25 protein-coding genes are annotated in these 22,457 nt (G+C 43.0%); 13 read left to right on the forward strand and 12 right to left on the reverse strand.

Annotation, left to right across the window (positions count from 1 at the left end; all coding sequences use genetic code 11):
* Positions 1-205 precede the first annotated feature (205 nt).
* Entirely contained in the window at positions 206-625 is a 420-nt protein-coding gene (locus ACZ43M_RS05355; RefSeq protein WP_464506387.1) for a hypothetical protein, read from the reverse strand.
* Positions 625-1,185, reverse strand: a complete 561-nt coding sequence (locus tag ACZ43M_RS05360; RefSeq protein ID WP_464506388.1) for a GNAT family N-acetyltransferase — start codon at positions 1,183-1,185, stop codon at positions 625-627. Before ACZ43M_RS05360 ends, ACZ43M_RS05355 begins: the two co-directional genes overlap by 1 nt.
* A 169-nt stretch (positions 1,186-1,354) precedes the next feature.
* Here ACZ43M_RS05360 and ACZ43M_RS05365 point away from each other — a divergent pair, with 169 nt between their 5' ends.
* The gene (locus ACZ43M_RS05365; protein WP_464506389.1) at positions 1,355-1,762 is read left to right on the forward strand and encodes a VWA-like domain-containing protein; all 408 of its coding nucleotides are present in this window, start codon (positions 1,355-1,357) and stop codon (positions 1,760-1,762) included.
* A 110-nt stretch (positions 1,763-1,872) separates the two neighbouring features.
* Here ACZ43M_RS05365 and ACZ43M_RS05370 read toward each other — a convergent pair whose 3' ends face one another.
* Entirely contained in the window at positions 1,873-1,980 is a 108-nt protein-coding gene (locus ACZ43M_RS05370) for a YjcZ family sporulation protein (RefSeq protein WP_464506390.1), read from the reverse strand.
* Positions 1,981-2,143: 163 nt separating this feature from the next.
* Here ACZ43M_RS05370 and ACZ43M_RS05375 point away from each other — a divergent pair, with 163 nt between their 5' ends.
* The 3 genes from ACZ43M_RS05375 (at position 2,144) to ACZ43M_RS05385 (ending at position 3,914) form a co-directional block, all read left to right on the forward strand.
* On the forward strand, positions 2,144-3,208 hold the full coding sequence (locus tag ACZ43M_RS05375) for an undecaprenyldiphospho-muramoylpentapeptide beta-N-acetylglucosaminyltransferase (RefSeq protein ID WP_464506391.1): 1,065 nt from the start codon (positions 2,144-2,146) through the stop codon (positions 3,206-3,208).
* A gap of 10 nt (positions 3,209-3,218) precedes the next feature.
* Positions 3,219-3,458, forward strand: a complete 240-nt coding sequence (locus ACZ43M_RS05380; protein ID WP_464506392.1) for a DUF6886 family protein — start codon at positions 3,219-3,221, stop codon at positions 3,456-3,458.
* A gap of 66 nt (positions 3,459-3,524) precedes the next feature.
* Complete coding sequence (locus tag ACZ43M_RS05385; protein ID WP_464506393.1) at positions 3,525-3,914, forward strand: nucleoside 2-deoxyribosyltransferase; 390 nt, start codon at positions 3,525-3,527, stop codon at positions 3,912-3,914.
* A gap of 230 nt (positions 3,915-4,144) precedes the next feature.
* Here the strand turns inward: ACZ43M_RS05385 and kynB are convergent, their stop codons facing one another.
* The 6 genes from kynB to ACZ43M_RS05415 form a co-directional block, all read right to left on the reverse strand.
* A complete protein-coding gene (kynB, locus tag ACZ43M_RS05390) occupies positions 4,145-4,771 on the reverse strand; it encodes an arylformamidase (RefSeq protein WP_464506394.1) in 627 nt (208 codons plus the stop codon).
* 47 nt (positions 4,772-4,818) lie between these two features.
* Positions 4,819-5,682: a tryptophan 2,3-dioxygenase gene (gene kynA / locus ACZ43M_RS05395; protein ID WP_464506395.1), complete on the reverse strand. Its 864-nt coding sequence runs from the start codon at positions 5,680-5,682 to the stop codon at positions 4,819-4,821.
* A gap of 30 nt (positions 5,683-5,712) precedes the next feature.
* On the reverse strand, positions 5,713-6,999 hold the full coding sequence (gene kynU, locus ACZ43M_RS05400) for a kynureninase (protein ID WP_464506396.1): 1,287 nt from the start codon (positions 6,997-6,999) through the stop codon (positions 5,713-5,715).
* Between the two features lie 415 nt (positions 7,000-7,414).
* On the reverse strand, positions 7,415-8,275 hold the full coding sequence (locus ACZ43M_RS05405; RefSeq protein WP_464506397.1) for an amidohydrolase family protein: 861 nt from the start codon (positions 8,273-8,275) through the stop codon (positions 7,415-7,417).
* 60 nt (positions 8,276-8,335) lie between these two features.
* Positions 8,336-11,410 (reverse strand): GNAT family N-acetyltransferase, encoded by a 3,075-nt coding sequence (locus ACZ43M_RS05410; protein WP_464506398.1) that lies wholly within the window; start codon positions 11,408-11,410, stop codon positions 8,336-8,338.
* 478 nt (positions 11,411-11,888) lie between these two features.
* Positions 11,889-12,395: a nucleotidyltransferase family protein gene (locus ACZ43M_RS05415; protein ID WP_464507966.1), complete on the reverse strand. Its 507-nt coding sequence runs from the start codon at positions 12,393-12,395 to the stop codon at positions 11,889-11,891.
* Between the two features lie 223 nt (positions 12,396-12,618).
* Between ACZ43M_RS05415 and ACZ43M_RS05420 the strand changes: the two genes are divergently transcribed.
* Both ACZ43M_RS05420 and ACZ43M_RS05425 read left to right on the forward strand, forming a co-directional pair.
* Positions 12,619-13,143 (forward strand): sigma-70 family RNA polymerase sigma factor, encoded by a 525-nt coding sequence (locus tag ACZ43M_RS05420; RefSeq protein ID WP_464506399.1) that lies wholly within the window; start codon positions 12,619-12,621, stop codon positions 13,141-13,143.
* The gene (locus ACZ43M_RS05425; protein ID WP_464506400.1) at positions 13,136-14,443 is read left to right on the forward strand and encodes a DUF4179 domain-containing protein; all 1,308 of its coding nucleotides are present in this window, start codon (positions 13,136-13,138) and stop codon (positions 14,441-14,443) included. The genes ACZ43M_RS05420 and ACZ43M_RS05425 overlap by 8 nt, the downstream gene beginning before the upstream one ends.
* 41 nt (positions 14,444-14,484) lie before the next feature.
* On the opposite strand, the gene ACZ43M_RS05430 is transcribed toward ACZ43M_RS05425, so the two are convergent.
* A complete protein-coding gene (locus tag ACZ43M_RS05430) occupies positions 14,485-14,835 on the reverse strand; it encodes a VOC family protein (protein ID WP_464506401.1) in 351 nt (116 codons plus the stop codon).
* A gap of 141 nt (positions 14,836-14,976) precedes the next feature.
* On the opposite strand from ACZ43M_RS05430, the gene ACZ43M_RS05435 reads away from it, so the two are divergent.
* From ACZ43M_RS05435 to ACZ43M_RS05465, 7 genes are all read left to right on the forward strand, one after another.
* The gene (locus ACZ43M_RS05435) at positions 14,977-15,639 is read left to right on the forward strand and encodes an HAD family hydrolase (protein WP_464506402.1); all 663 of its coding nucleotides are present in this window, start codon (positions 14,977-14,979) and stop codon (positions 15,637-15,639) included.
* Positions 15,640-15,833: 194 nt separating this feature from the next.
* Complete coding sequence (locus ACZ43M_RS05440; protein WP_464506403.1) at positions 15,834-16,586, forward strand: nucleoside phosphorylase; 753 nt, start codon at positions 15,834-15,836, stop codon at positions 16,584-16,586.
* 15 nt (positions 16,587-16,601) lie between these two features.
* Positions 16,602-17,207 (forward strand): ECF transporter S component, encoded by a 606-nt coding sequence (locus tag ACZ43M_RS05445; protein WP_464506404.1) that lies wholly within the window; start codon positions 16,602-16,604, stop codon positions 17,205-17,207.
* A gap of 115 nt (positions 17,208-17,322) precedes the next feature.
* Positions 17,323-18,090 (forward strand): energy-coupling factor transporter transmembrane component T family protein, encoded by a 768-nt coding sequence (locus ACZ43M_RS05450; protein WP_464506405.1) that lies wholly within the window; start codon positions 17,323-17,325, stop codon positions 18,088-18,090.
* Positions 18,087-18,932, forward strand: coding sequence for an energy-coupling factor ABC transporter ATP-binding protein (locus ACZ43M_RS05455; protein ID WP_464506406.1), 846 nt, complete (start codon positions 18,087-18,089; stop codon positions 18,930-18,932). The genes ACZ43M_RS05450 and ACZ43M_RS05455 overlap by 4 nt, the downstream gene beginning before the upstream one ends.
* Complete coding sequence (locus tag ACZ43M_RS05460) at positions 18,932-19,723, forward strand: energy-coupling factor ABC transporter ATP-binding protein (protein WP_464507967.1); 792 nt, start codon at positions 18,932-18,934, stop codon at positions 19,721-19,723. The genes ACZ43M_RS05455 and ACZ43M_RS05460 overlap by 1 nt, the downstream gene beginning before the upstream one ends.
* Before the next feature lie 188 nt (positions 19,724-19,911).
* On the forward strand, positions 19,912-20,133 hold the full coding sequence (locus ACZ43M_RS05465; protein WP_464506407.1) for a hypothetical protein: 222 nt from the start codon (positions 19,912-19,914) through the stop codon (positions 20,131-20,133).
* Between the two features lie 447 nt (positions 20,134-20,580).
* Here the strand turns inward: ACZ43M_RS05465 and ACZ43M_RS05470 are convergent, their stop codons facing one another.
* Together ACZ43M_RS05470 and ACZ43M_RS05475 are read right to left on the reverse strand one after the other, a co-directional pair.
* A complete protein-coding gene (locus ACZ43M_RS05470; RefSeq protein WP_464506408.1) occupies positions 20,581-21,654 on the reverse strand; it encodes an ABC transporter substrate-binding protein in 1,074 nt (357 codons plus the stop codon).
* The gene (locus ACZ43M_RS05475) at positions 21,651-22,457 is read right to left on the reverse strand and encodes an ABC transporter permease (RefSeq protein ID WP_464506409.1); all 807 of its coding nucleotides are present in this window, start codon (positions 22,455-22,457) and stop codon (positions 21,651-21,653) included. The genes ACZ43M_RS05470 and ACZ43M_RS05475 overlap by 4 nt, the downstream gene beginning before the upstream one ends.

Below are 22,457 nucleotides of genomic sequence, written 5' to 3' on the forward strand. Positions count from 1 at the left end.
TGTCTAAATAGCAGCGTTCATCCATGTCAATGTGATTTTGAGTTCATGGATTGCCTTTACCACAAACGGAATAGACATAGTGACAAAGGCAGAAAAGCCGCGCTTATGTATGACTTTATGAAATTCAAAACAACCTTTACCTGCGGCAGGGAACCGTGGTAAAAAAATAAAGGGGACGCCCACAAAAGGACGTCCCCATTTTTAACTATTTCTTTGGATCATAGTGTTTTCCAACAATCGGACCTTGTCCATCCGGAACACTCCGAGCGCTCTGATAAATCTTCGAATCACCAACGAAATAGGTATAAACCCACCCAGGCTCATTGTCAAATCTGACTTCTAGATGGTAGGGGTTATACTGCCGGCCATCCCTTCGGCGTATCTCCCAAGTTTCCTTTGGATATTTTTCAGCTAAATATTGATTTAACTCCTCTTTTTTAATCTCGACCTGATAATTAATCCAAAAAGGACGTACAACAAAAGATAAACCCAAACCCAACGTTACGACGGATGCCGATAGCATTGCCTTTTTCCGAAACTTAACAGGGACAAAAAGAGCTATACTAAAAAATACAACTACAATCAAAGAAGTCACAATTATTTCGATTACAGTGATTGGATGCATTAACTTAACTCTTCTTTAATAATTGAATACAGCTTTAAATCCCAATGCTGTCCCTTCACGAGCATCCCGTTACGGATAATTCCTTCAAATGACATGCCGACTTTCTCTATCACCCGCTGTGACGCAATGTTTTCCACAAAGCAGCGAGCCTGAATCCGCACCAAATCCATTTTTTCAAAACCAAAACGAATTAGTTCTCTTGAAGCTTCCGGTGTTAGACCTTTGCCCCAATATTCTGGGGAGATGACATATCCGATTTCTGCCGTTCTATGATGGGGCTGCCAGGAAACAAAGTCAATCGTGCCGACAAGCCTGCCTGTTTCCTTATATTCCATCCCCCAAGGTGCAATCAAGCCATTTTCATATTGATTAAGGACGAAGTCGACAAATCCCTTCGTGTCCGCAAATGACCGATGCGTACTCCAGGTTACATATTTAGAAACATCGTCATTTGAACAATAGGAATACATATCCTCCAAATCATCAGGCGTTATTTTGCGAAGTAAAAGCCGCTCCGTCTCTAATACAGGCAAATTACTATAAATATCTGCAATCTCCATTCTTTTCACTCCTGGCATATGTTGGTATCTACTATTATAAAATGAATGATGGAAAAATGGACAAAAATTCTGATTTTTCTTGTCTTGCCGCAATTATCCAAACATAAACATCCTGTTTCTTACCGAAAATATTAGAGCTTGCCCATTTAAAGCAAAGGGGGAAACGGTATTGAAATGGCATAAAAGGATCCTTTCGATGATACAGGAGCGTCAGCATAAAAAGGTTGCTTTAGCAGTGGACACTTCCAGCAGCGAAGCTCCGACCATTCTCATCAATAACATAGTAAAGCTGTTTGAAACGGTAAAACCCGATACGATATTGGTTCAAGCAGATTTTAAAATTAGAAGCATTTCTCCGATAAAGAGTGATTCGATTCAGTATCATAATCACGGGAAATCTTCTTATACATTAGTTCTTGAGTGGGCAGCAGAAGAAAAAATCGACACACTGTTTTATATTACTGATGTCACCGGCTTTTTTTCAGAGGAAATTGAAGTCACTTATGAAATGTTTTGGCTGGTGCCGGGTGTATTCCTGCCAAGGGTGCCGTTTGGCAAAGCCATTAAAGTAGCTTAAAAAAATAAAGGGGACCAAATCGGGTTAAAAGATTTGGTCTTTTTCCATAAAAAAAGGAAGCGCGGGCACCGCGCTTCAAAACCGAACGGATAAGGAGGGTTGTCCAAAAATTAGTAACCGCCGCCCATAAAGCTAGCTCCTACAATAATCAATAGGATAAACAGGACGACAATCAATACAAAATTGTTTGAGCCGTAGCCGCCGCCATAGCCGTACATAGCATCACCTCCCATTATTGAGGTAATAACAATGTATTCAGAAGGTATTAACTTTGTAATGGACAAGCATGGAATTATTGCAAAATAGTACATATGAAAAGATGGTATTGCCTGCGGTAAATACATATAATTATCTTATTATGACGCACTAACAGGAGGAACTATGTCGAAAAAAAAGATTGTGTTTACGGGCGGGGGTACCGCCGGTCATGTAACACCAAACCTTGCAATCATCAGTGAAATACGAAACGAATGGAATATTCAGTACATCGGTTCGAAAAAAGGGATTGAAAAGGAGTTAATCGGAAAAATCAATATCCCCTATCATGAAATTAGCAGCGGCAAGCTGAGACGATATATCGATTTTGAAAATGTTAAGGATGTGTTCAGGGTGTTGAAAGGCTGCCTGGATGCACGAAGGGTGTTAAGAAAGCTAAAACCCGATTTGGTATTTTCTAAAGGCGGCTTTGTGTCAGTTCCGGTGATTGTTGCAGCCAGGTCGTTAAAAATTCCAATTTTCATACATGAAAGTGACATGACCCCAGGACTGGCCAATAAAATCTCACAGCGATTTGCAACCAAAATTTTCACTTCCTTTGATGAGACGGTGAAATTTTTTCCAAAGGAAAAAGCAATAGCAATAGGCTCGCCGATTCGGATGGAAGTATTATCCGGTTCAGCAGAGAAAGGCAGAAGATTTCTTGGTTTCCATGAAGGCAAACCAATTTTGACGATTATGGGCGGCAGCTTGGGAGCCAGAAAAATAAATGAAGCGGTAAGGGCAGCTTTGGAACAGCTCACGGCCAGATACCAAATTGTTCATTTGTGCGGAAAAAATAATCTGGACCAAAGCTTGGAGGGTGTCTCCGGGTATAAACAGTTTGAATATGTTCATGACGAACTGCCTGATATATTGGCGGCGACAAATCTTGTGATTACCAGAGGCGGCTCGAATGCGATTTTTGAATTTTTAGCTTTAAAAATTCCGATGCTAATTATCCCGCTTGGGTTGCAGCAAAGCAGGGGAGACCAAATTTTAAACGCAAAGGCTTTTGCGGAAAAAGGATTTTCGCTTACGCTTGAAGAAGATACTCTTACAAGTGATTCGCTCCTGGAACATTTAGAAACACTTGAGCAAGAGAGCGGGGAAATTCGCGCCACAATGGCTTCCTCACCACAAGGGAATGCCCTGCAAACGCTTGTGGATGAAATAAATAAATATAAATGAGGCGTTTGAAATGCTTTATCATTTCAGTGAAGATCCGAATATCAACGAGTTTGTCCCGCGCAGTATGGAATGTATGCCCCCTGTCGTTTGGGCAATTGATGAGGAACATTCCTTTTTCTACTTTTTCCCGCGTGATTGTCCGCGGGTTATTTTTTCATGGTCACAAGTGCCGAACCTATACCCACTAAGGAATGCATGGGTTCATCGACGATTACTGATTTTTCTATCATCCGGTTTAGGAATGCGGTAGACAGAGAAAATTTTTAGGTAAGAAATTGTAAAAAGCAGGATTTGGCATGGAGAAAGGAAATTTATCATGAAATTTTATATTGCATCAGGTTTGAGTAATAAGGAAGCAGTAAAATTTGTAAGCGGGCGTCTCAAGAATAAGGGATTCATCCATACATATGACTGGACCAAAAATGAAAAGCCAACAACACTGGGACGGCTGCAGAAAATAGGTCAGGACGAATTGGACGGGGTATTGGAGGCTGATTTTTTAATTGTTTTGCTGCCGGGAGGAATAGGAACTCACATAGAATTCGGCATTGCATTAGGACAGGGGAAGAAGATTTTTCTTTACTCAGAGAATGAGGAAGTAAACAATGTTGATACGACGAGCTCGTTTTATCAACTTCCCGGGGTTGAAAAATTTATTGGGACTCTTGATGGGTTGGTTGAGTTTGTTTTGTTAGGTGATAAATAAAGGAAAGTCCTCAACTGATATCGACCATAGAAGGGGTTTAGCAGTCAATAGATGGGTTTGGCAATTGAGCGGCAAGAGAAAAAGGAGAAAGGGTAGCCAATAGAGATGATTGGCGACCGAGCGCCGAGAGAAAAAGGAAAAAGGGTAGCCAAAAGAGGTGACTGGCTACCGTAACTTGTATATAGAATTACAATCACTCGAAACCAATAGCCCCTAACTAAATATAGTGACTAATCCAACTTCCTAATCACCGCACGCACCGGGCTCCCATCTGCCTCCACCAATGGCAGTGGCAGGGCCGCTAATTCATAGTCCCCAGGATCAATAGCATCCAGTACCAATCCCTCCAAAATATGAATTCCGTAACGGCACAATTCATGGTGTGCTAAAAGCTCCTTACTGTCTAACTCATCAACTGAAGGCAAATCAAGTCCAAGCAGCCGCACTCCATAACCCGCAAGATATTCCGCCAAATCAGGCTCAATCGGTGGAATTGATTCAGGAAACCGTCCCCGGTCCGCCCAAGCATCCGTGCGGATTAACAATCGTGTTACTCCGTCTAAATCGACACCGGCCAATTCCTTTACCCCAATACTCGACAAATTTGGTGAATGTACCACCCGTGCCGGCCCAATATACAACTCAATATCCAAATCAATGACCCTTTTTCCATTATTGTCAAAATGAAATGGTGCATCAATATGGGTGCCGGTATGAACGCTCATCGTCACTTCCCCGACATTCACCGACCCGCTGTCTTCCTTGCTCCAGCTTACTTTGTAGCTAAAAGGAGTATCCCCCGGCCAAACGGGAATTTGATTGTCCAGCCGCTGGGAGATATCAATCCATTTGTTCATATAAATCCAGCCTCCAACCCTGCCAAAACTTTCATAATTAAATTTTATTACAGCTTCGTCCTCAAGCTCAACAGCTCCGGGAAAAATTGATGATCCAAGACCCGTTTCAAATAGGTTACCCCGGAGGAGCCGCCAGTTCCTTTTTTATGACCAATAATTCTTTCAACCGTGGTCATATGATTAAATCGCCAAAGTTGCTGTTGGTTACCGATGTCGACAAGCTTTTCAGCCAGCTCATATAAATCCCAGTATTTATCGGTATTGCGATAAACCGTCAGCCATGCTTCCTCGACGCTAAGGTTGTGCTCATAACTCTCCGACCAATCGCGTTTCAGCACAGCCTCATCGACAGGCAAGCCAGTGGCAGCCAAAGCAGAAATGGCAGCATGGTAAATACTAGGTTTCTTAAGTGATTTTACCAAGCGAACATATAGCTCAGGCTCGTGTTTGTATACAGCCAAGGTATGGGCATTTTTTTGTCCCAATGCAAACTCAATCAGCCGGTTTTGATACGATTGGAACCCTGAAGAATGCCCAAGCTTATCCCGAAATTGCATGTAATCGGCAGGTGTCAATGTTGTCAGCACATTCCATGACTGGATTAACTGCTGCTGAATCCGTGAGACACGCGACAGCATTTTAAATGATGGCTCTAAATCATTGCGGAGAATGCACTCTATAGCGGCTTCGAGCTCATGCAGAATCAGCTTCATCCATAACTCGCTCGTCTGATGGATGATGATAAACAGCATTTCATCGTGATGGTCAGAAAGCCGGTGCTGACTCGACAATATCTTCTCCAGATGCAGATAATCACCATACGACATTTCTTTTTTAAAATCAGTTTGAATATCTCGTTCGGGGCCTAATGTCTTGTTGTGTTCAAGTCTTTTCGATTCCTTATTTTCCATTTCATTGCACCCCCTATTTAGATTTATAATTTAAGCGACGACTTCCCGCTCGTTGGCGAACTTTTCGTATTGCTTTTCCGTCATGATGGTTTTGAGTGTTTGTACAACCTGCCAAACTTCCTCATAGGTGTTGTAAAGCGCAACCGGGGCAAGCCGGATGATGTTTGGTGCGCGGAAGTCTGGAATGATTCCATTTTCCTTCAACGACTTGCATATACGTGCTGCCTCCTTGTGTTCAAGACTGACATGTCCGCCCCGGCGCACATCGTCTCTAGGATTGCCAATGGTAAATCCCATATCCACAAGGTCGTGATCAATCAAATCCATCATGTACTGGTTAAGCAGAAGCGATTTTTCACGAATGCGGTCGATACCGGCTTCTGTAAAAATTTCCAAGGAGCCAACTAATGGAGCCATACTTAACACATGGGGTGTACCAATTTGATAGGCTGCAGCATTGCTGGCCTGTGTAAAATCAATCTCAAGGTCAAACTGCTTACTCTTATCGGAACCAAACCAACCGGCTAATCCCGGTGTAGTGCCTAAATGCTTTTGGTTCACATACAACCCGCCGACTGCACCTGGTCCGCCGTTTAAGTATTTATAATTGCACCAATAGGCGAAGTCAACATCCCATTCGCTAAAGGAATGAGGAATGGCTCCAATTGAATGGCAGGCGTCAAAGCCGATTAAAATATTTCTTTTATGGGCTTCGGTCGTCAAACGTTTCATATCAAGGATTTGCCCGCTCCGGTAAAGGATAGTCGGAAGGACTACTATCGCTACCTCTTCAGTCATCGCCTCGATAATATCGTCTTCTTCCAGCATTCTTCCATCCTGGCTCTTCACCAGGAGCAAGTGCTCTTCCGGATTAAGGCCGCGCGATTGGAGCTGACTTTTCAAGGCATACAGGTCACTTGGGAAATTTAACTCATCTGCTAGAATCTTAGTCCTTGTCCCAGTTGGCTTATAGAAGGTTGCGACAAGCTGATGGAGGTTGGTAGTGGTGGAGCCGCTTACAATTATCTCGTCCACAGCAGCTCCGACTAGGGGCGCCATCCTCTCTGCCAATTTTTCCGCCAGGTAAAACCAAGGCTGTAATCCTTTTGTCCAGCCGTCAATTCCGTGGTTCTTCCAATCCTCCAGGGAAGTTAGCAAGGAACGTTCGGCCCGTTTGGAAAGCAAGCCTAAGGAATTGCCATCCATATAGATCGAGTCAGGCTTTATGTAAAATTCCTCGCGAAACGGCGCGAGTGGATCCTTGCTATCCAGCAGTCTGGCAAAATCAAGTGTAGGTTGAAAAGTGTATGAGCTCATTTTATTTCCCTGCTTTCAAAGTAATTTATTACTAGAATCATATCAATGGCTGGGAAATAGTGTCAATCATACAAAGGTCTTTAGTTATGATGAAATAAAGGCAAAAAAAATAGATTGGTGAAAGCACCAATCAAAATTATGGGAAGTTTTAAGAAATGAGTTCAAGTGAACCTATTTCCTAATTAAGTTACCTTTATAATATAGAATAGTTATGTAGAAGTTAGGGTGAAGTTATGTGGAAGTTGTGAAGATTTTCTGTTGAAGGCAAAAAAAATAGATTGGTGACAGCACCAATCAAATTATGGGAAGTTTTAAGAAATGAGTTCTTTGAACCTATTTCCTAATTAAGTTACCTTTATAATATAGAATACTTGTGTAGAATTTATAGGAAACTTGTGTGGAAGTTGTGAAGATTTCACTCTCCAATAAAAGGTTTAATTTTTGGAAATAGCTTTAGGGCCGTATTATAAAACAAATCTTCGTGGGCCTCTGCCGGGATTAATTCCTGGATCAGGTTGATATAAGGTTTTACTGGCACCAACGGCCAGTCGGTCCCAAATAAAAACTTGGAGTAATCGTCGGTAAAGGTAAGCGCATGCTTAAGATGGTTGAAAAACAGCGGCGATTCCAGTTTCTTTCTAATCTCTTCCTCGGTCCCAACCACCAATCCTGACAAATCGGCATACATATTCCGGTTCTTATACAATACCTCAGCACCATCAAGCACCCACGGGTCCCCTAAGTGGGCCATCATAAAGTTAATCTCCCGATACTTCACCGCCACCTCATCTAACGTCAGTGGATGAGCGTACTTCAGCAGACCTCGTTCCGAATAGGTATCCCCTGTATGAAAAACGACAGGCAGTCCATATTTGATCGCCAATTCATAGACAGGACTGTAGACATCATCATAGGCATAGAACGGGTAATAGCCAAGATAGATTTTAATCCCGACTATCTCTGGTTTTTGAAGCAGTTCCTCGAGATCAACCAGTTCCTTTTCTCCTAATCGATAGGGATTAATCCCAGGACAATAGCAGATGTTTGCGGGAACCGTATCCTCCAGATCTAGACCCATTGGTGTTGCCGCGTCGTAATCAGGAAAGCCGTCCGCTTTGGTTTCAGTCAAACCCATCGCAATCCCGAGCACGACATTGGCGTCTCGATATTCCTGCTGCAAACCAGCGGAGGAGTAATCGAGCTTTGATAGGTCGCTAGCGGTATCTTTAAAACTTTGGATATTGGAAAAATGCATATGGGCATCAATAATTTTCATTTTTTGGTCTCCTTCTCCAAACTTCACAGCCCCCAAAACGGACTTCAGGGGCCGCAGAACTTACTTAAACCGTATTGTTTTGAAATCTTGAAGAGCATCCTCAGGAACCGCCTGATCATGGAATAAATAGAAAATTGGCGGTGTCCAGAAAGTATCCCCATGCTTTAATTGTAGTTTAGAAAAAACATTGTGATTTAATACTTCCTTATTTAAATAAAGGTCTGATTGAACCGAGGAATAGTCAGCAATGATTTGCAGCCTGGCCGAAAGGGAAGGGTAACCGACAACAAAGCTTTGCTTCACATCCAGTTCAGTTTCCCCCTTGGCCAAATTGGCCTTCTTCCCAGTTCCGTATTCAATCCAGCCATTTTCCCCAGCTAAATTTGATTTGAGGGAAGCTTGGCTAAACCACGTTTCATTTTTAAAATAACGGTTTGTTTGCTGATTAATCTCGGTGGTGTGGCACATAATCGGTGCTCCAGGCAGCATTAAAAAGTATTGATGAAAGGATAATCCGCTTAAAATCTCATGCTTTACAATCTCAACCTTAAGCTTGATTCCCTGCCATGGATTGCCTTTGTTATCTTTTAACGTAACAAATTCAGCAGAACACTTTTCCTTTAGAAGCGAGTTTGCGGTTACCTTTTGCAGCGCATTCTTGATTCCGCCAGCCCAAGGATTCCACCAAGCTTTTGGCTTAAGCTGAGGGAACGAGGTATCCAGCCATTCCTGTCCGTTATGGGTCATCGAATAAAGGGTCGGGAAAAATTCAGGTGCCGCTTTAAGCTGTATGACACCATTATCAACCTCGTAAACTTGCAATCCGGAATCTTGGCAGATGTCCGTTTTTACCGGGGCATCTTTAACCTGAAGCAACAGTGAACGATGCTTTGAATGACCCATTTTCAGCTTGGCATCAAGCTCGATCAACTGTACCAGCTCGTGAAGAGTAATCTGGAATTCCGTTTGATTTTTCGCCTCTTCTTCCGCAAACACTTGCTTTTGAACCTGCTGCCCCAAACGGAGGCTTAGTTCTCCATCCAAATGAGCCAGTTTCACATCCTTAAATTGAACGGTGGTTTGCTCTTTAACAAAAGGATTATGACCCTCCGGGAAAAATTGAACGGGCTCACAAGGTGGCAATGATTTTTTTGTATTGTTTTTTAACGCAAACGCCCGGAAAGCTTCCCATGTTGGAAAACCGCCAATAGACGTAAAGGTTGGTTTTGTTTTGACACAACTGTTTGCCGGGATGACCCCAAGGTTATGTTCAAAAAATAGGAACCAATGCTGGAAATGAATCTTCGCCTCACCGCTCCAGCAAAAACCGCCGGGCATAGATGGACGGCGATTAAAGATCCAATTTTCATCGAGCTTAGCAGCCTCCCAGTAATCGGTCATGCCATCCTTCATGTCGTTCACTTCTATCACTTGACCATCATACGGAAGAACGCCTTCATAAAGTGTATGGACAAATGCATTACTATCATTGAGCCAAATTTCCTGATTGGTTACTTCGGAGGATAAGTTATGAATCTCGTAATTATGCTCCATTAATCCTTCGGCATAGATTTTGGCGATGGAATAGAGCTGAAGGTCCTTGAACGACTGGGATTGATAGACTGCCTTTAATACAACAGCACCTTTTTCCTCGTAAACCTCTACTTTCTCAGGCCGTTTTTTTGAAAATTCACTGGAAAAAGGCTTCCCTAGCTTTGGATAGAAAAAGAAGGGGTATTCCTCGCCTGAACCGGCCCTTCCGAAATATAGCTTGTTATCAAATTTACTCAGGTAGGCGCGGGATAGTCCGTTGTAGGCATACCAGTAGTCTTCGCTCTCACCAAACAATTTGGCACCGATCCCGTAGAAGGCTAAACCAATATCTTTTTTAAACGAGATGGCTTTACCGGTGACTGTTTTTGCTTCAATTTCCAGCCTTTGCTGATAAAAACCATAATCACTTAACGTATAGTGTATCGGTAGCAGCTTGCGCTCTTTTCCTGCTAGTTTCATTTCAACCCGCTCCTGCTTAAAATGAATAAACCGAGCTTGGGGCAATGTGAAGGAGAAATGGACATCCTCAGCAAAATGATTTTCCAGCTCCAAATAAAATTCCGAATCCGCCTCAACAACTGGCATGTCAGTTGGGATTTTTGCCGTTACCCGGGCCGGATATTTAGCATGAATCCCTAGCTTAAATACCGCTTCTTTGCCGTTTATTTTTACCTTGGCAGAAACAGCCGGGTGGGTCCGCCAACCATTTTGTTCTTCGGCAATCTCGCCGACGAAGAAGCTGCCTTCCACCACGGAGGAACCTGTTACCTTTACTCGCTGGTTTAGCGCAAAGTGAATATTCTGGTCATCGAAGCCTTCAATCTCTATCTCCAATGGCTCCTGGGTTTTATTTTCGATATGAAATTCAATCGGATATTCCGCACCAAAAATCAGCTCCTGCCCTTTGCTAATTGAGGCAGCCACCAGATATTGCTCGGTTTCAATTAACCTCAATCCCCGGCCCTTCCGTTCATATTCCATCCGCAGTTGTCTGCCGTCCTTTTCCCACTTATACTCATAGAAATCAAAGCCGTTTTCCTTGCGGCCATCCGGTTTGACTTCAATCTCCATTTTGCGATCCTGGTACCAATCCGCTTTTTCGAAAAATTCCTTTACTGCCTCGGTGGTGAGAACAGAAGGGATGAAGTTCATTAGATGGACAGTGTCATCGCGTTCCTCCCAAAAGAACCCGCATTTTTTATAAAGCGGAACCGCCTTGGTATTTCCGGCCCAAGTGTAAAGGTCAAGCCGTGGCCACCCCAGCTCGATCGTGCGTTGAACAGAATTCAGGACAAGCAGTTTGCCAATCTTCTTGCCCTGGTATTCGTCGCGGACATTAAGCAGCGGTATGTACAGTGCGCCCCTGTCTTCACGGTACTCGCTGAGCCCGCAATAACCGGCGACCACTTTACCTTCCATTGCTAAGTAGGTGTTGAGGTCAATTGAATTCTCTTCCTGCTGCCTGACGCTTTCCGTGGTGGAAATGTCGTTTCCGCCGCCCCAGCCATCCCGGCTGTGGTTCCACATATCGGCAACTTCGCCGGCCAAATTGTGGTTATACTGTACAATTTTAATATCCATCAGGTTACCCCTCATCTCCTTCGTTTTTTGACTAACCGTCCGCTGTCACCTCAACGTTTGAAATTAATAGACTCATATTGCTCATTTTATAAATCCTCCTTTCGTTTTATTGAAAAAAAATAAAAGACCCCGTATCTCTACAAGGTCTTTTATCAACAAGTTCGTTACTCCTTACGCTGATGGCGGGGAGCAGCAAGACGCTTAAGAAATGTACAGTGATAGTTTATGAAGTTGCTAGTAATCAAACTTGCAAACATCCTGCACACCTCCAGTTAAGGTAATAATTACCACAACTAAAATTATAAAATGAACTTTTGGAAAAGTAAAACACTTTATGGATTAGGGTAGGGTCGTACGTGCCCGTTGAGAAAAAAATAGTGAGTCGGTGGTCACGTAGAAAGGCTCTACGTGACCAATCCGGTGGAAAAACCGATTCGCTGGTAACATAGGCCTCGCCATATAACCGCGACAATCATTTTCAGGTAATCTTCAATAGATTCCAAGTCGCTTTCCAATTCTTTTTAGTAACCCGTGTATCATAGACCTGCCTTAACTCATGAGTAGAAAATAGTGGTGTGGGTTTCACTGTCAAATCTACGACATCTTCAATGCCCCAGGGTGCTGCCAAAATGATCCGATTATTTTCATCAAGCTTAACCCCTAAAGCCGTGACCGTTTCCGGGAAATTAGCAATCCCGTCTACTGATGAGGAGTAGGGAGGCAAATTGTTAATTACATGCATCCTCGCCTGATTTTTCACTGACCAGGGAATATCCGGCTTCAATGCAAGCAGCTTCCCCTCAAGAATCTTTTCGATGGCTTCATCCGTATTTACAGGATCAAAATAAATCACATCAACATCCTGAATGGGCGTCCTAACACTAAATCCATGCAACACATCCCAAATTTTTGAACGGACAAGCCCGGCACAGACCCACCAATCCGGCAGGTTCAATGTTCGGACCACTCCCAAAATTTCCATCATCCAATAATCCTCACTAATTACCTCAATAATATCTTCCTTAGTTTTCAAACCGAACAACACCCCTACAGTTCAAACATAGTTCAACTTTAACCTCTCATAGGCATTTTCTTCAATGTTTTTTCTGAGTATCTCCCCTTTTAAAAATAATTTTCAAAAAACAAAACCTTTTACCATCTTCCTAGTCTAATATATAGACAAAACGGGTTTAAGGGAGGGCAGCAATTTGAATTCAACAGATCCATTAGTAAGGAAGGCCATTTGCGGCGATGACGAGGCGTTTTTACAATTACTCCATCTTCATAAAATCGATCTATATAAAACAGCCCTTTCCTTTCTTCGCAACCAGGAGGACGCCCTAGAGGCAGTGCAGGAGGTTACCTACCGGGCTTATAAAAGTATTCGCACCTTAAAGGAAGCAACTTATTTTAAAACCTGGCTGATTCGCATCATGATTAATTACTGTAATGACCAGTTAAAAAAGAATAAACGAGTGGTATTGAATGACGAACTATTAAAACAGCAAGGAATAACGGAGAAACACGATTTGCTGGAACTAACGGATGCCTTGGATTCTCTCGACGACCGTTCACGTGAGATCCTGTCGCTGAAGTATTTTCACGATATGAAGATAAAGGAGATTGCAGCAACCATGAGGTGTCCGGAAGGCATGGTAAAGACATGGCTAAATAAAGCGCTGAAAGCCTTGCGTGATAAGCTCGAAACGAAAGGAGAAGACCTCCATGTTTGAAAAAGAAGAAGAGAAACTGTCTGAGTATAAGGAGGATTTCAATAACATTGATCTCCCGCTCCAATTATTAGATCAGGCGCTCACATCAGGTTACCAAAAGGCCAAAATGGAGAAAAGACGGAAATCCCGCCATAGAAAATGGATGGTTAGCGTCATGACTGCGGCCATTCTTCTCATAGGCTTTTTCACCTCCATTCGTTTATCACCTGCCTTTGCGGACTACGTTACAAAGATTCCGGGAATGGAAAAAGTGGTCGAACTCATTCGCGGTGACAAAGGTAAAATGCTGGCTCTCGAAAATGATTATTATGAGAAAATAGGCGTATCCCAAGAGGAAAATGGCATTACCTTTACCATCGATGGAGCCATTGCCGATCAGGATGGTCTAGCATTGTTTTACAGCATTACATCCAAAGAAAAACAGACAGAGCTATCCACGACAAATGTTAAGTTAAAGAGTCTGGACGGCGGGAAAGCCGATATTGGCACAGCCTCCTTTGGAAGTCCGTTCTACTCTAATAAAGGAGAAACCAGTTTTAACGATTACTTTGAATTCCATTTTCAATCGCCTCTGGAAGCAAAGAAATTTGAAATCCAGGTAGATGTAGAAGGCAAGACAAGAGTTCAGTTTACTCTTCCATTTCAGTTGAAAAAGGAAATTCAAGCAGCAAAAACCTACCCATTAAATAAAACAGTGACATTTCAAGGGCAGAAAATTACGTTTATCGATGCCAAAGTGTATCCCTTAAGAGCCGCCATCCATGTTAAAATGGACCATGATAACACAAAACAAATTCTCAATTTCGACGATTTGAGGCTTGTGGACGAAAACGGCGAGGCGTGGAATAAAATAAATAATGGCGTAACTGCCAGTAAAATTTCACCTGACGAGGCAATTGTCTATCTGCAAAGCAATTATTTTAAAGAACCAAAGGAACTGTATTTGGTGTTAAATAAGCTTCAAGCTGTCGATAAAGATGAAATGTTTGTGGTGGTGGATACGCAAAAACAGCAAATCCTTAAACAGCCAAAAGAAAACTACTTTAGCAGCCTAAAAGTAACGGGGGATGCAATCCATTTTATCTTTACTCCAGGGAAAGAGTTTAATTATTTTCTTTTTAATAGAAAACTGGAAGAGATTTCATCCAGCGGGGGTTACTCACAAAGCGGTTTTGAAAATGGGGCCATGGAAATTGGCGTCATGATGCCCGCACCGCAAACTCAAGTAAATCCCATTTCCTTAGAATTAGTCTACTTTCCATCTTGGATTAAGGGTGATTATAAAATTAGAATAAAGTAAAAAAATGGAGCCCCTGCATGGAGGCTCCATTTTAGCTTCACTTATTTTTCCCACAGTTCAATCCATCTGCCTTCGGGGTCTGCAATCCAAGTAAACGTACCATATTCACTTTTTTCAGGTTTGCGAAGGAGGGGAACCCCTTTTTGTTCAAGATGCTTTAAACATTCCTCCATACTTTTCACCTGAAAATTCAACATAACAGACTGCTCTTTTGGAAAATAATCACTTTCCTCCGAAAAAAATGAAAAGACCGTTTGATTTCCGGAACCAGGGGTTATAATTGCTCCATTCCATTCCTCCACGGGAATGCCCAGTACCTCACTATACCAAGTTTTTAAAGTATCCATTTGCTTGGTTCTCCAAAAAACACCGCCGAACCCAATAACCTCCATTTATAAACACCTCTATTTCATTTTTTCTATCATTAAAAGTTTCTCCATATTGAAGTAATTTCCTTCAAATATTACCAACATACCCCTAAATAAGGTAAACTCTTTGATATAAGGAACTTCAACATAGATGGGGTGTTTAAATTGATTAAAGCGATAATCTTTGATTTTGATGGTTTAATAGTGGATACCGAAACTACATGGTATGAGTGTTATCGGGAGGTATTAGCTTCCCTTAACTTGGAGCTTTCGATTGAGCAATTTTCAAAGGTAATCGGGACGACAGATGAGGTTTTATATGAATACATCCGAGAAAACCTCAAGAATCCCGTCGATCGAGTGGAAATTGAAAGTGCAGTTAGGGATATTTTTGCAGGAAAAATGGGGGAGCCTACTTTACGGGAAGGTGTCGAGGATTATTTAAAAGAAGCGAAGGAATTAGGGCTGAAAATCGGCTTAGCCTCGAGTTCTAGAAGAGAATGGGTGGAAAGTTATTTGAAAAAGCTGGGGATATTCCACTATTACGAAGTTATCAAAACAGGGGATGAAGTAGCTAAGGTGAAGCCCGATCCTGAACTTTATGTTAAGGCAGTTGAGGAGTTAGGCATCAAACCGGGTGAAGCGGTTGCGTTCGAAGATTCCGTGAATGGCCTCATCGCCGCAATTGGCGCAGGGGTTCATTGTGTAGTCGTCCCTAATCAAGTCACCGCTCATTTAGTGTTTCAAGGTCACAGTCATCGATTGTCATCAATGGCGGAAATGAGTTTGAAGGAAGTTCTTCAGATTGTGGTGGGTGGATGTAATTAAAGGGTTAAAAGGTGCCGGCACCACTATTTGGTGTCTGGCACCTTTTCTCACTTTAAGACTAACCAAAGATTCATATATTTGGTAAAATTGAGATAGAATGAGTTAGCAGAATTTACCTCTTAGATCCCCATCTTATTATTTCCAACTTACTAGATTCCCATTTTTAATTAAACAGACAAAAGGAGCATAGAATAATGGTATCAACACTACAACCTCATATCAGACTAGGAACACAGCATTCCGCACAGTATGCCTTGCTGCCAGGAGACCCTGGCCGTGTCGCCGAAGTGGCAAAGTACTTAGAAAGTCCTGAAGAACTAGCCTATAACCGTGAATTCAAAACTGTCAAAGGCCTTTACAAAGGAATCCCGGTTTTGGTAACCTCCACCGGAATAGGCGGAGCGTCTGCCGGAATCGCCATCGAAGAACTAAAAAATATCGGTGTAAAGGCGATGATCCGCATCGGCAGCTGCGGTGCCCTCCAAGCCCGTTTGCGGATTGGCGATTTGGTCATTGCCTCTGGTGCAGTAAGGAATGACGGGGCATCCAATGCCTATATTGACAAGTCCTATCCAGCCGTACCTGATACGGAATTACTGCTGCATGCGGTAAATGCGGCGAAACGCACTAAAACAAATTATCACGTGGGTATTGTCAGATGTCATGACAGCTTTTATACTGATAGAGAACAGAAAATCGACAATTTTTGGTCAGAGAAAGGGGTCTTGGCCTCGGATATGGAAACAGCCGCCCTGTTTGTGGTCGGGAGCTTGCGCGGCATCAAAACTGCGTCCATTTTAAATGTCGTTGTCGAGAGGGAAGGAGACTTGGAAGAAGGAATCAATGATTACGTTGACTCAAAGTCAGCCAGCAAGCGTGGGGAAGAAGCCGAAATTATCACCGCACTTGAGACAATCGTTTCCTATCATTCTAGTTTTCAAATATAAAAGGGGGTTATAAGGATGAATAACAAAAGCATGTGGTCGTTCCGTTTTTCTACAGCCGCTCTGGTTCTCATTCCAGTGGCAGTCGGTGTCAACTACATCGGGAAGTTTATTGCCGGTGTTTTGAAGCTGCCATTATGGCTGGATTCCATCGGCACGGTTTTGGCAGCAATGCTCGGTGGTCCGATCGTTGGGGCACTAGCCGGAGCTATAAACAATATCATTTACGGGTTAACAGTTGATCCAATCTCATTTGTTTATGGAATTACCAGCGTCGCAATTGGTTTAGCAGTCGGGATTCTTTTTTACAAAGGCTATATCTCAAGCTTCGGGAAGGCGATTGTTGCGGGATTAATTATCGGACTAGTGGCAACCATTGTCTCCACCCCGATTAATATCGGTTTCTGGGGCGGGCAGACAGGAAACGTCTGGGGCGATGCGCTGTTTGCCGCTGTGCTTGCAAAAACAGACTCCGTTTGGCTCGCGTCTTTCCTCGATGAAATTGTCGTCGATGTGCCGGATAAATTATTGGTTGTGTTAATCAGCTTCGGAATTTTTAAAGGCTTACCGCGAAATGTGGTGCAATTATACAATAACAATGACAAAGTGGAAACATTGGATTAATTCTATAACTCTACCAATGAGGGCTCGCCGATTGGCGGGTCTTCATTTAATATTTGACCCTTAAGGTAAATTGCAGGAAAATTAAGGTATATTGAAGGAAAGCTGGTGACGCTTCTTGAAGTCGATTAGCTTGTATGTGGACAGGAAGTCGTTCGTCCATGATGTCGACCCTATCACAAAACTAATCTATATTTTATTTGCCATTTTGATTCCGATTATTCTCCCGACCTTTACGATCTCGTTTATCTGTGTCGGAATAAGTATTTTGCTATTGATATTGGCCGGAGTTTTTCGAAAAGCTTTGCCAGTATTCGGATTTGTCTTCCTTGTCCTGATCACCGTTGTCATCATCCAGGGACTGTTTAAACCGGAGAACGAAACGGTTCTGTTTCAAATTGGCCCAGTGACCATGTATCAGGAAGGACTGCTGTATGCTTTAAAAATTACCCTGAGGGTCATCAATATTGTCGGTGCGTTCATGATACTGGTGCTGACGACGAAACCATCCGACCTTGTCGAGGCATTGGTGCGTAAAGGAATGTCGCCAAGAATCGGCTACGTCATTGTTTCTGTATTTCAAATTATCCCGGAAATGATGGCCTCGATGAGTACAATTACTGACGCGCAACGGTCACGTGGAATGGAGACAGAAGGGAATCTGCTTGTCCGGATTAAAGCCTTCCTGCCGTTATTGGGGCCGGTTGTGTTAGGGTCGTTGATCAATACGAAAGAGCGGGCGATGGCTTTGGAAGTGCGGGGCTTCAATTCCCGGACGCCAAAGACATATTTGAACGAGGAGAAAACCTATACCCACAGCAAATGGATTCAAACCATCCTGCTGCTTCTTACAATAGGAGCCATTGCCTGGAGGATCTTTTTATGAAAAAAATAATCGTCGAAGGACTTAAATATAAATATCCATTAGCTGAATCACTTGCGCTAAAAGATATTTCTTTTGAAGTGGATGCAGGCGAGTTCATCGGAATAATCGGCAAAAATTCTGCGGGGAAATCGACGCTGTGTCAGGCGCTGGTCGGACTCGTGCCGCATTTTTATAAAGGGGCATATGGCGGTAAAGTTCTTGTGGACGGGCTCGAGGTTAAGCAACGTACGATAGCAGAACTTGCATTAAAGGTTGGAATGGTGTTTCAAAACCCGTTCACTCAGGTGACAGGCTCAAAAATGACTGTTTATGAGGAGATTGCCTTTGGTCTTGAGAATATCGGCTTGCCTCGGGAGGAAATGCTGACTACCATTGAAGAAGTACTAGCGTTATTAAAAATACAACACGTCAAAGACCATAATCCCTTTGATCTGTCCGGGGGCCAAATGCAGCGGATGGCCATCGCCAGCATCATCGCCATGAAACCGGAAATTCTCGTGCTTGATGAACCTACTTCCCAGCTAGATCCAGCTGGTTCAGACGAAGTCTTTCGGGCCATTCAAGATTTGAGCCAGCATGGGATCACGGTGGTCATGGCCGAGCACAAAATGGAAAAAGTGGCTCAATATTGCCATCGGGTTTTACTGCTTCATGACGGCCAAATAGTAGATTTTGACACACCTGAAGCCATTTTTTCACGAGATGATTTAGAAGCCTACGGTGTCACAGCCCCTGTTTATACACAAGTGTGCAGAGCGCTGGGGGCGAAAAAAGCAGGCAGTGATTATTACCCGGTTACGCTTCAGGATGCGGAAGCGGCACTGCGAGGTGTTGGCAAATGATGATGAAAGTATCCAATCTAACTTTTTCCTATAATCAAGCCCAGGAGCCGGTGCTTTCCGGAATCAATTTGGAATTCGACCGTCGGTCAACAGCCATAATCGGCCAGAACGGGGCCGGAAAAACCACCTTTGTAAAGCTGTTAAAAGGACTGTTGAAACCGGATGAAGGGGACATTCTGATTCAGAATCACAGTGTAAAAATGAAGACAGCAGCCGAATTAGCCAGAACCGTTGGGCTTGTGTTTCAAAATCCAAACGATCAGATTTTTAAACGAACGGTTCTTGAAGAAGCGATGTTTGGGCTGCTTAATATTAAAATGGGCCGGCATACAGCCGAAAAGCAGGCTGTTAAGGCATTGAAGCTGGTAGGACTTGAAGATAAACTCGAAATGAACCCCCATGACCTTAGCCTTTCGGAAAAAAAGCTGCTCTGTATTGCTTCGATTGTGGCAATGGAACCGGACATCATCATCTTAGATGAACCTACCATCGCTCAGGACCATGCAGGCAAGGAAATCATCGGGAAGATTATTAAGGAGCTGACACAGAAGAATAAGCTCGTCATGACCATCATACACGATATGGACTTTGTTGCTGAGAATTTTCAGAGGACGATTGTGTTTAACAAAGGGAAGGTCCTGCTCGATGGTGAAACCCGGGAGGTCTTTTCTAAAAAAGAAATCCTGGCTGAAGCTAATGTGGAAGCACCAGGGATTACGCAATTAGCAGAACGGTTAGGTTATCAGCATACGATTTTAACGGTTGAAGAATTTATTAAGGCTGCAAAATAAAGAAGGGTGTCAGACACCACCTTAGGGTGTCGTCTGATACCCTTTTTATTTTTTTAAATTAGTGAGTTAATTCACTTTTTTATAAATCCTTTGTGCTATATAATGGATTCAAGATAGTTCACAAAATTGTCAAAAATAAAACTTGTCCAATGTATAGATAGGGAAATCTATTATGGAGGGAACTGGCTATGTTACGCGCGGCAATTGCAGGTGTAGTGGGGTTTGTACTTGTTTTTATCGAATCAATGATCGTTATGAAACTAAAAGGCTATGTCACAATCGAATTTGGCGGAATTGTTCCATTTATTAATGTGTGGGCGATGAACTTCTTCTTCGTCTTTGCCATCATGACTCAGGTAACAAATTGGTATTATAACAGAGAAAGTCTTGAAGAGGATAATAGCTATTAAAAATGGAGCGCCGCAAATGCGGCGCTTTTCTCATGGGTCGAAGAAAAGTGAATTTGATATTGCCCGATGAGGGGCCAGGAGGGGTTTGGCGGGAAAAAAGAAGGCACGATTTTACCCGACGAGGGGCCAGGAGGGGTTTGGCGGGAAAAAAGAAGGCACGATTTTACCCGATGAGGGGCCAGGAGGGGGACTGACGGTAAAAAAGAAGCCATGATTTTACCCGGTGAGGGGTCTGGAGTGGGGTCATCGGTAAAAAACAAGCCATGATATTGCCCGAAGAGGGGTCTGAAGAGGGAGCAACGGTAAAAAAGAAGCCATGATTTTACCCGGTGAGGGGTCTGGAGTGGGGTCATCGGTAAATAAGAAGCCGTGATTTTACCCGATAATGGGGGCAGAAGAGGGCATCGGTAAAAATCCAAAAATAATAAGACCGGGCCGAGCCCGGTCTTACTTCCTATGCATTTTAAACTGCAAAAACAACTCATTATAGTAAGCCAAGTTCCTTTTGCCGAGGTTTTCGTAAACCTCTAGCTTCTCGGTCAATTCTGGTGATGGATAGAACCGCTCATCCTCCACGACATCCTTAGGCAGGTGCTTTAATGCTGCCTTGTTTGGTGTGGAGTAACCGACATACTCTGTATTTTGCGCGGCCACCTTGGCATCAAGCATGAAATTGATGAACTTGTGCGCCCCGTCCACATTTTTTGCTGTTTTCGGAATGACCATATTATCAAACCACAAATTGGAGCCTTCCTTTGGAACCACATAATCCAAATTCTCGTTTTCCGACATGATTTCGGAAGCATCACCAGACCAGACGAGGCCAATAGAAGCCTCTTCATTGGCCATAAGCATCTTGATTTCGTCGCCGACAATCGCTTTAACATTTGGCGTCAACGTATCAAGTTTATTTTTCGCCTTAAGCAAATGCGCTTTATTGGTATCATTTAATGAGTAACCCAAACTATTGAGTCCCATCCCCATAACCTCACGGGCCCCGTCAATTAGGAGAATTTCATTTTTAAAAGCAGGATCCCAAAGATCGTTCCAGCTGGTGATTTTTCTGTTATCCAGCTTGCTTGAATTATAAACAATACCTACAGTTCCCCAGAAGTAAGGAATGGAATATTTATTATCCGGATCGAACGGCAGGTTCATAAATCGCTCATCAATATTCTTTAAGTTTGGCAGTTTCGAATGGTCTAGCGGGATTAACAAATCTTCTTGGCGCATTTTATCAATCATATACTCAGACGGAACCGCCACATCATAGCTGGTGCCGCCCTGTTCAATCTTTGTCATCATCGCCTCATTGGAATCAAACGTTTCATAAATAACTTTGAGGCCGGTTTCTTTTTCAAACCTTTTAATCAAATCCTCATCAATGTAATCGCCCCAGTTATAGACAGTCAGCGTGTTGCCGCCGGAATAACCCTGGGATGCATTCAGATGGGAAATCACCCCTAAAAGAATCCCAGAAACTACGACAATGATCAGAAAAAAACGAACGAGATTCTTCATCGCTTGTGCACCCCCATCCCATTAACCTTGGAAGCCCTTGTAATAAAGTAATAGATGACGACAAGCAGCATTGTAAATAGGAACAAGAGGGCCGACAATGCATTAATATTTAACGAGATACCCCGTCGTGCCAGCGAGTAGATTTCTACTGACAGCGTGGAAAATCCGTTACCTGTTACGAAAAAGGTGACCGCAAAGTCATCAAAGGAATAGGTTAATGCCATGAAAAATCCTGCCCATATTCCTGGGGTAATATAGGGAAGGATGACCTTGGTGAAAATATTCCAACGCCCAGCACCCAAATCCCTTGCGGCATCAATCAGCGATGGACTCATCTCCAACAATTTTGGCAGTACCATTAAAACAACAATTGGAATGCTAAAAGCAATATGTGACATTAACACCGAATAAAATCCGAGCTTTATCCCGGCCATCGTGAACAAGATTAAGAACGAGGCGCCGATGATGACATCCGGACTGACAATTAAAACATTGTTTAATGAAAGCAACGTGTTTTTTGCTTGCCGTTTCTTTGCCAAATAGATGGCTAGCGCACCGATGATCCCTATGATGGTCGAGACCAATGCCGATAACAAAGCAACCACAATCGTATTCAGGACGATGATCAATAGCCTTGTATCCTGGAATAGCTCACGGTACCAATCCAGTGAAAATCCCTCAAATTCATACATTGTATCACCGCTGTTGAATGAATAAAAAATCAGAAAGAAAATCGGTGCATACAGGATAAAAAAGATGATGACCAAAAACAGTTTGGAAAACGGAGTAATTTTTTTATCCAC

The organism is Neobacillus sp. B24, assembly GCF_055381825.1.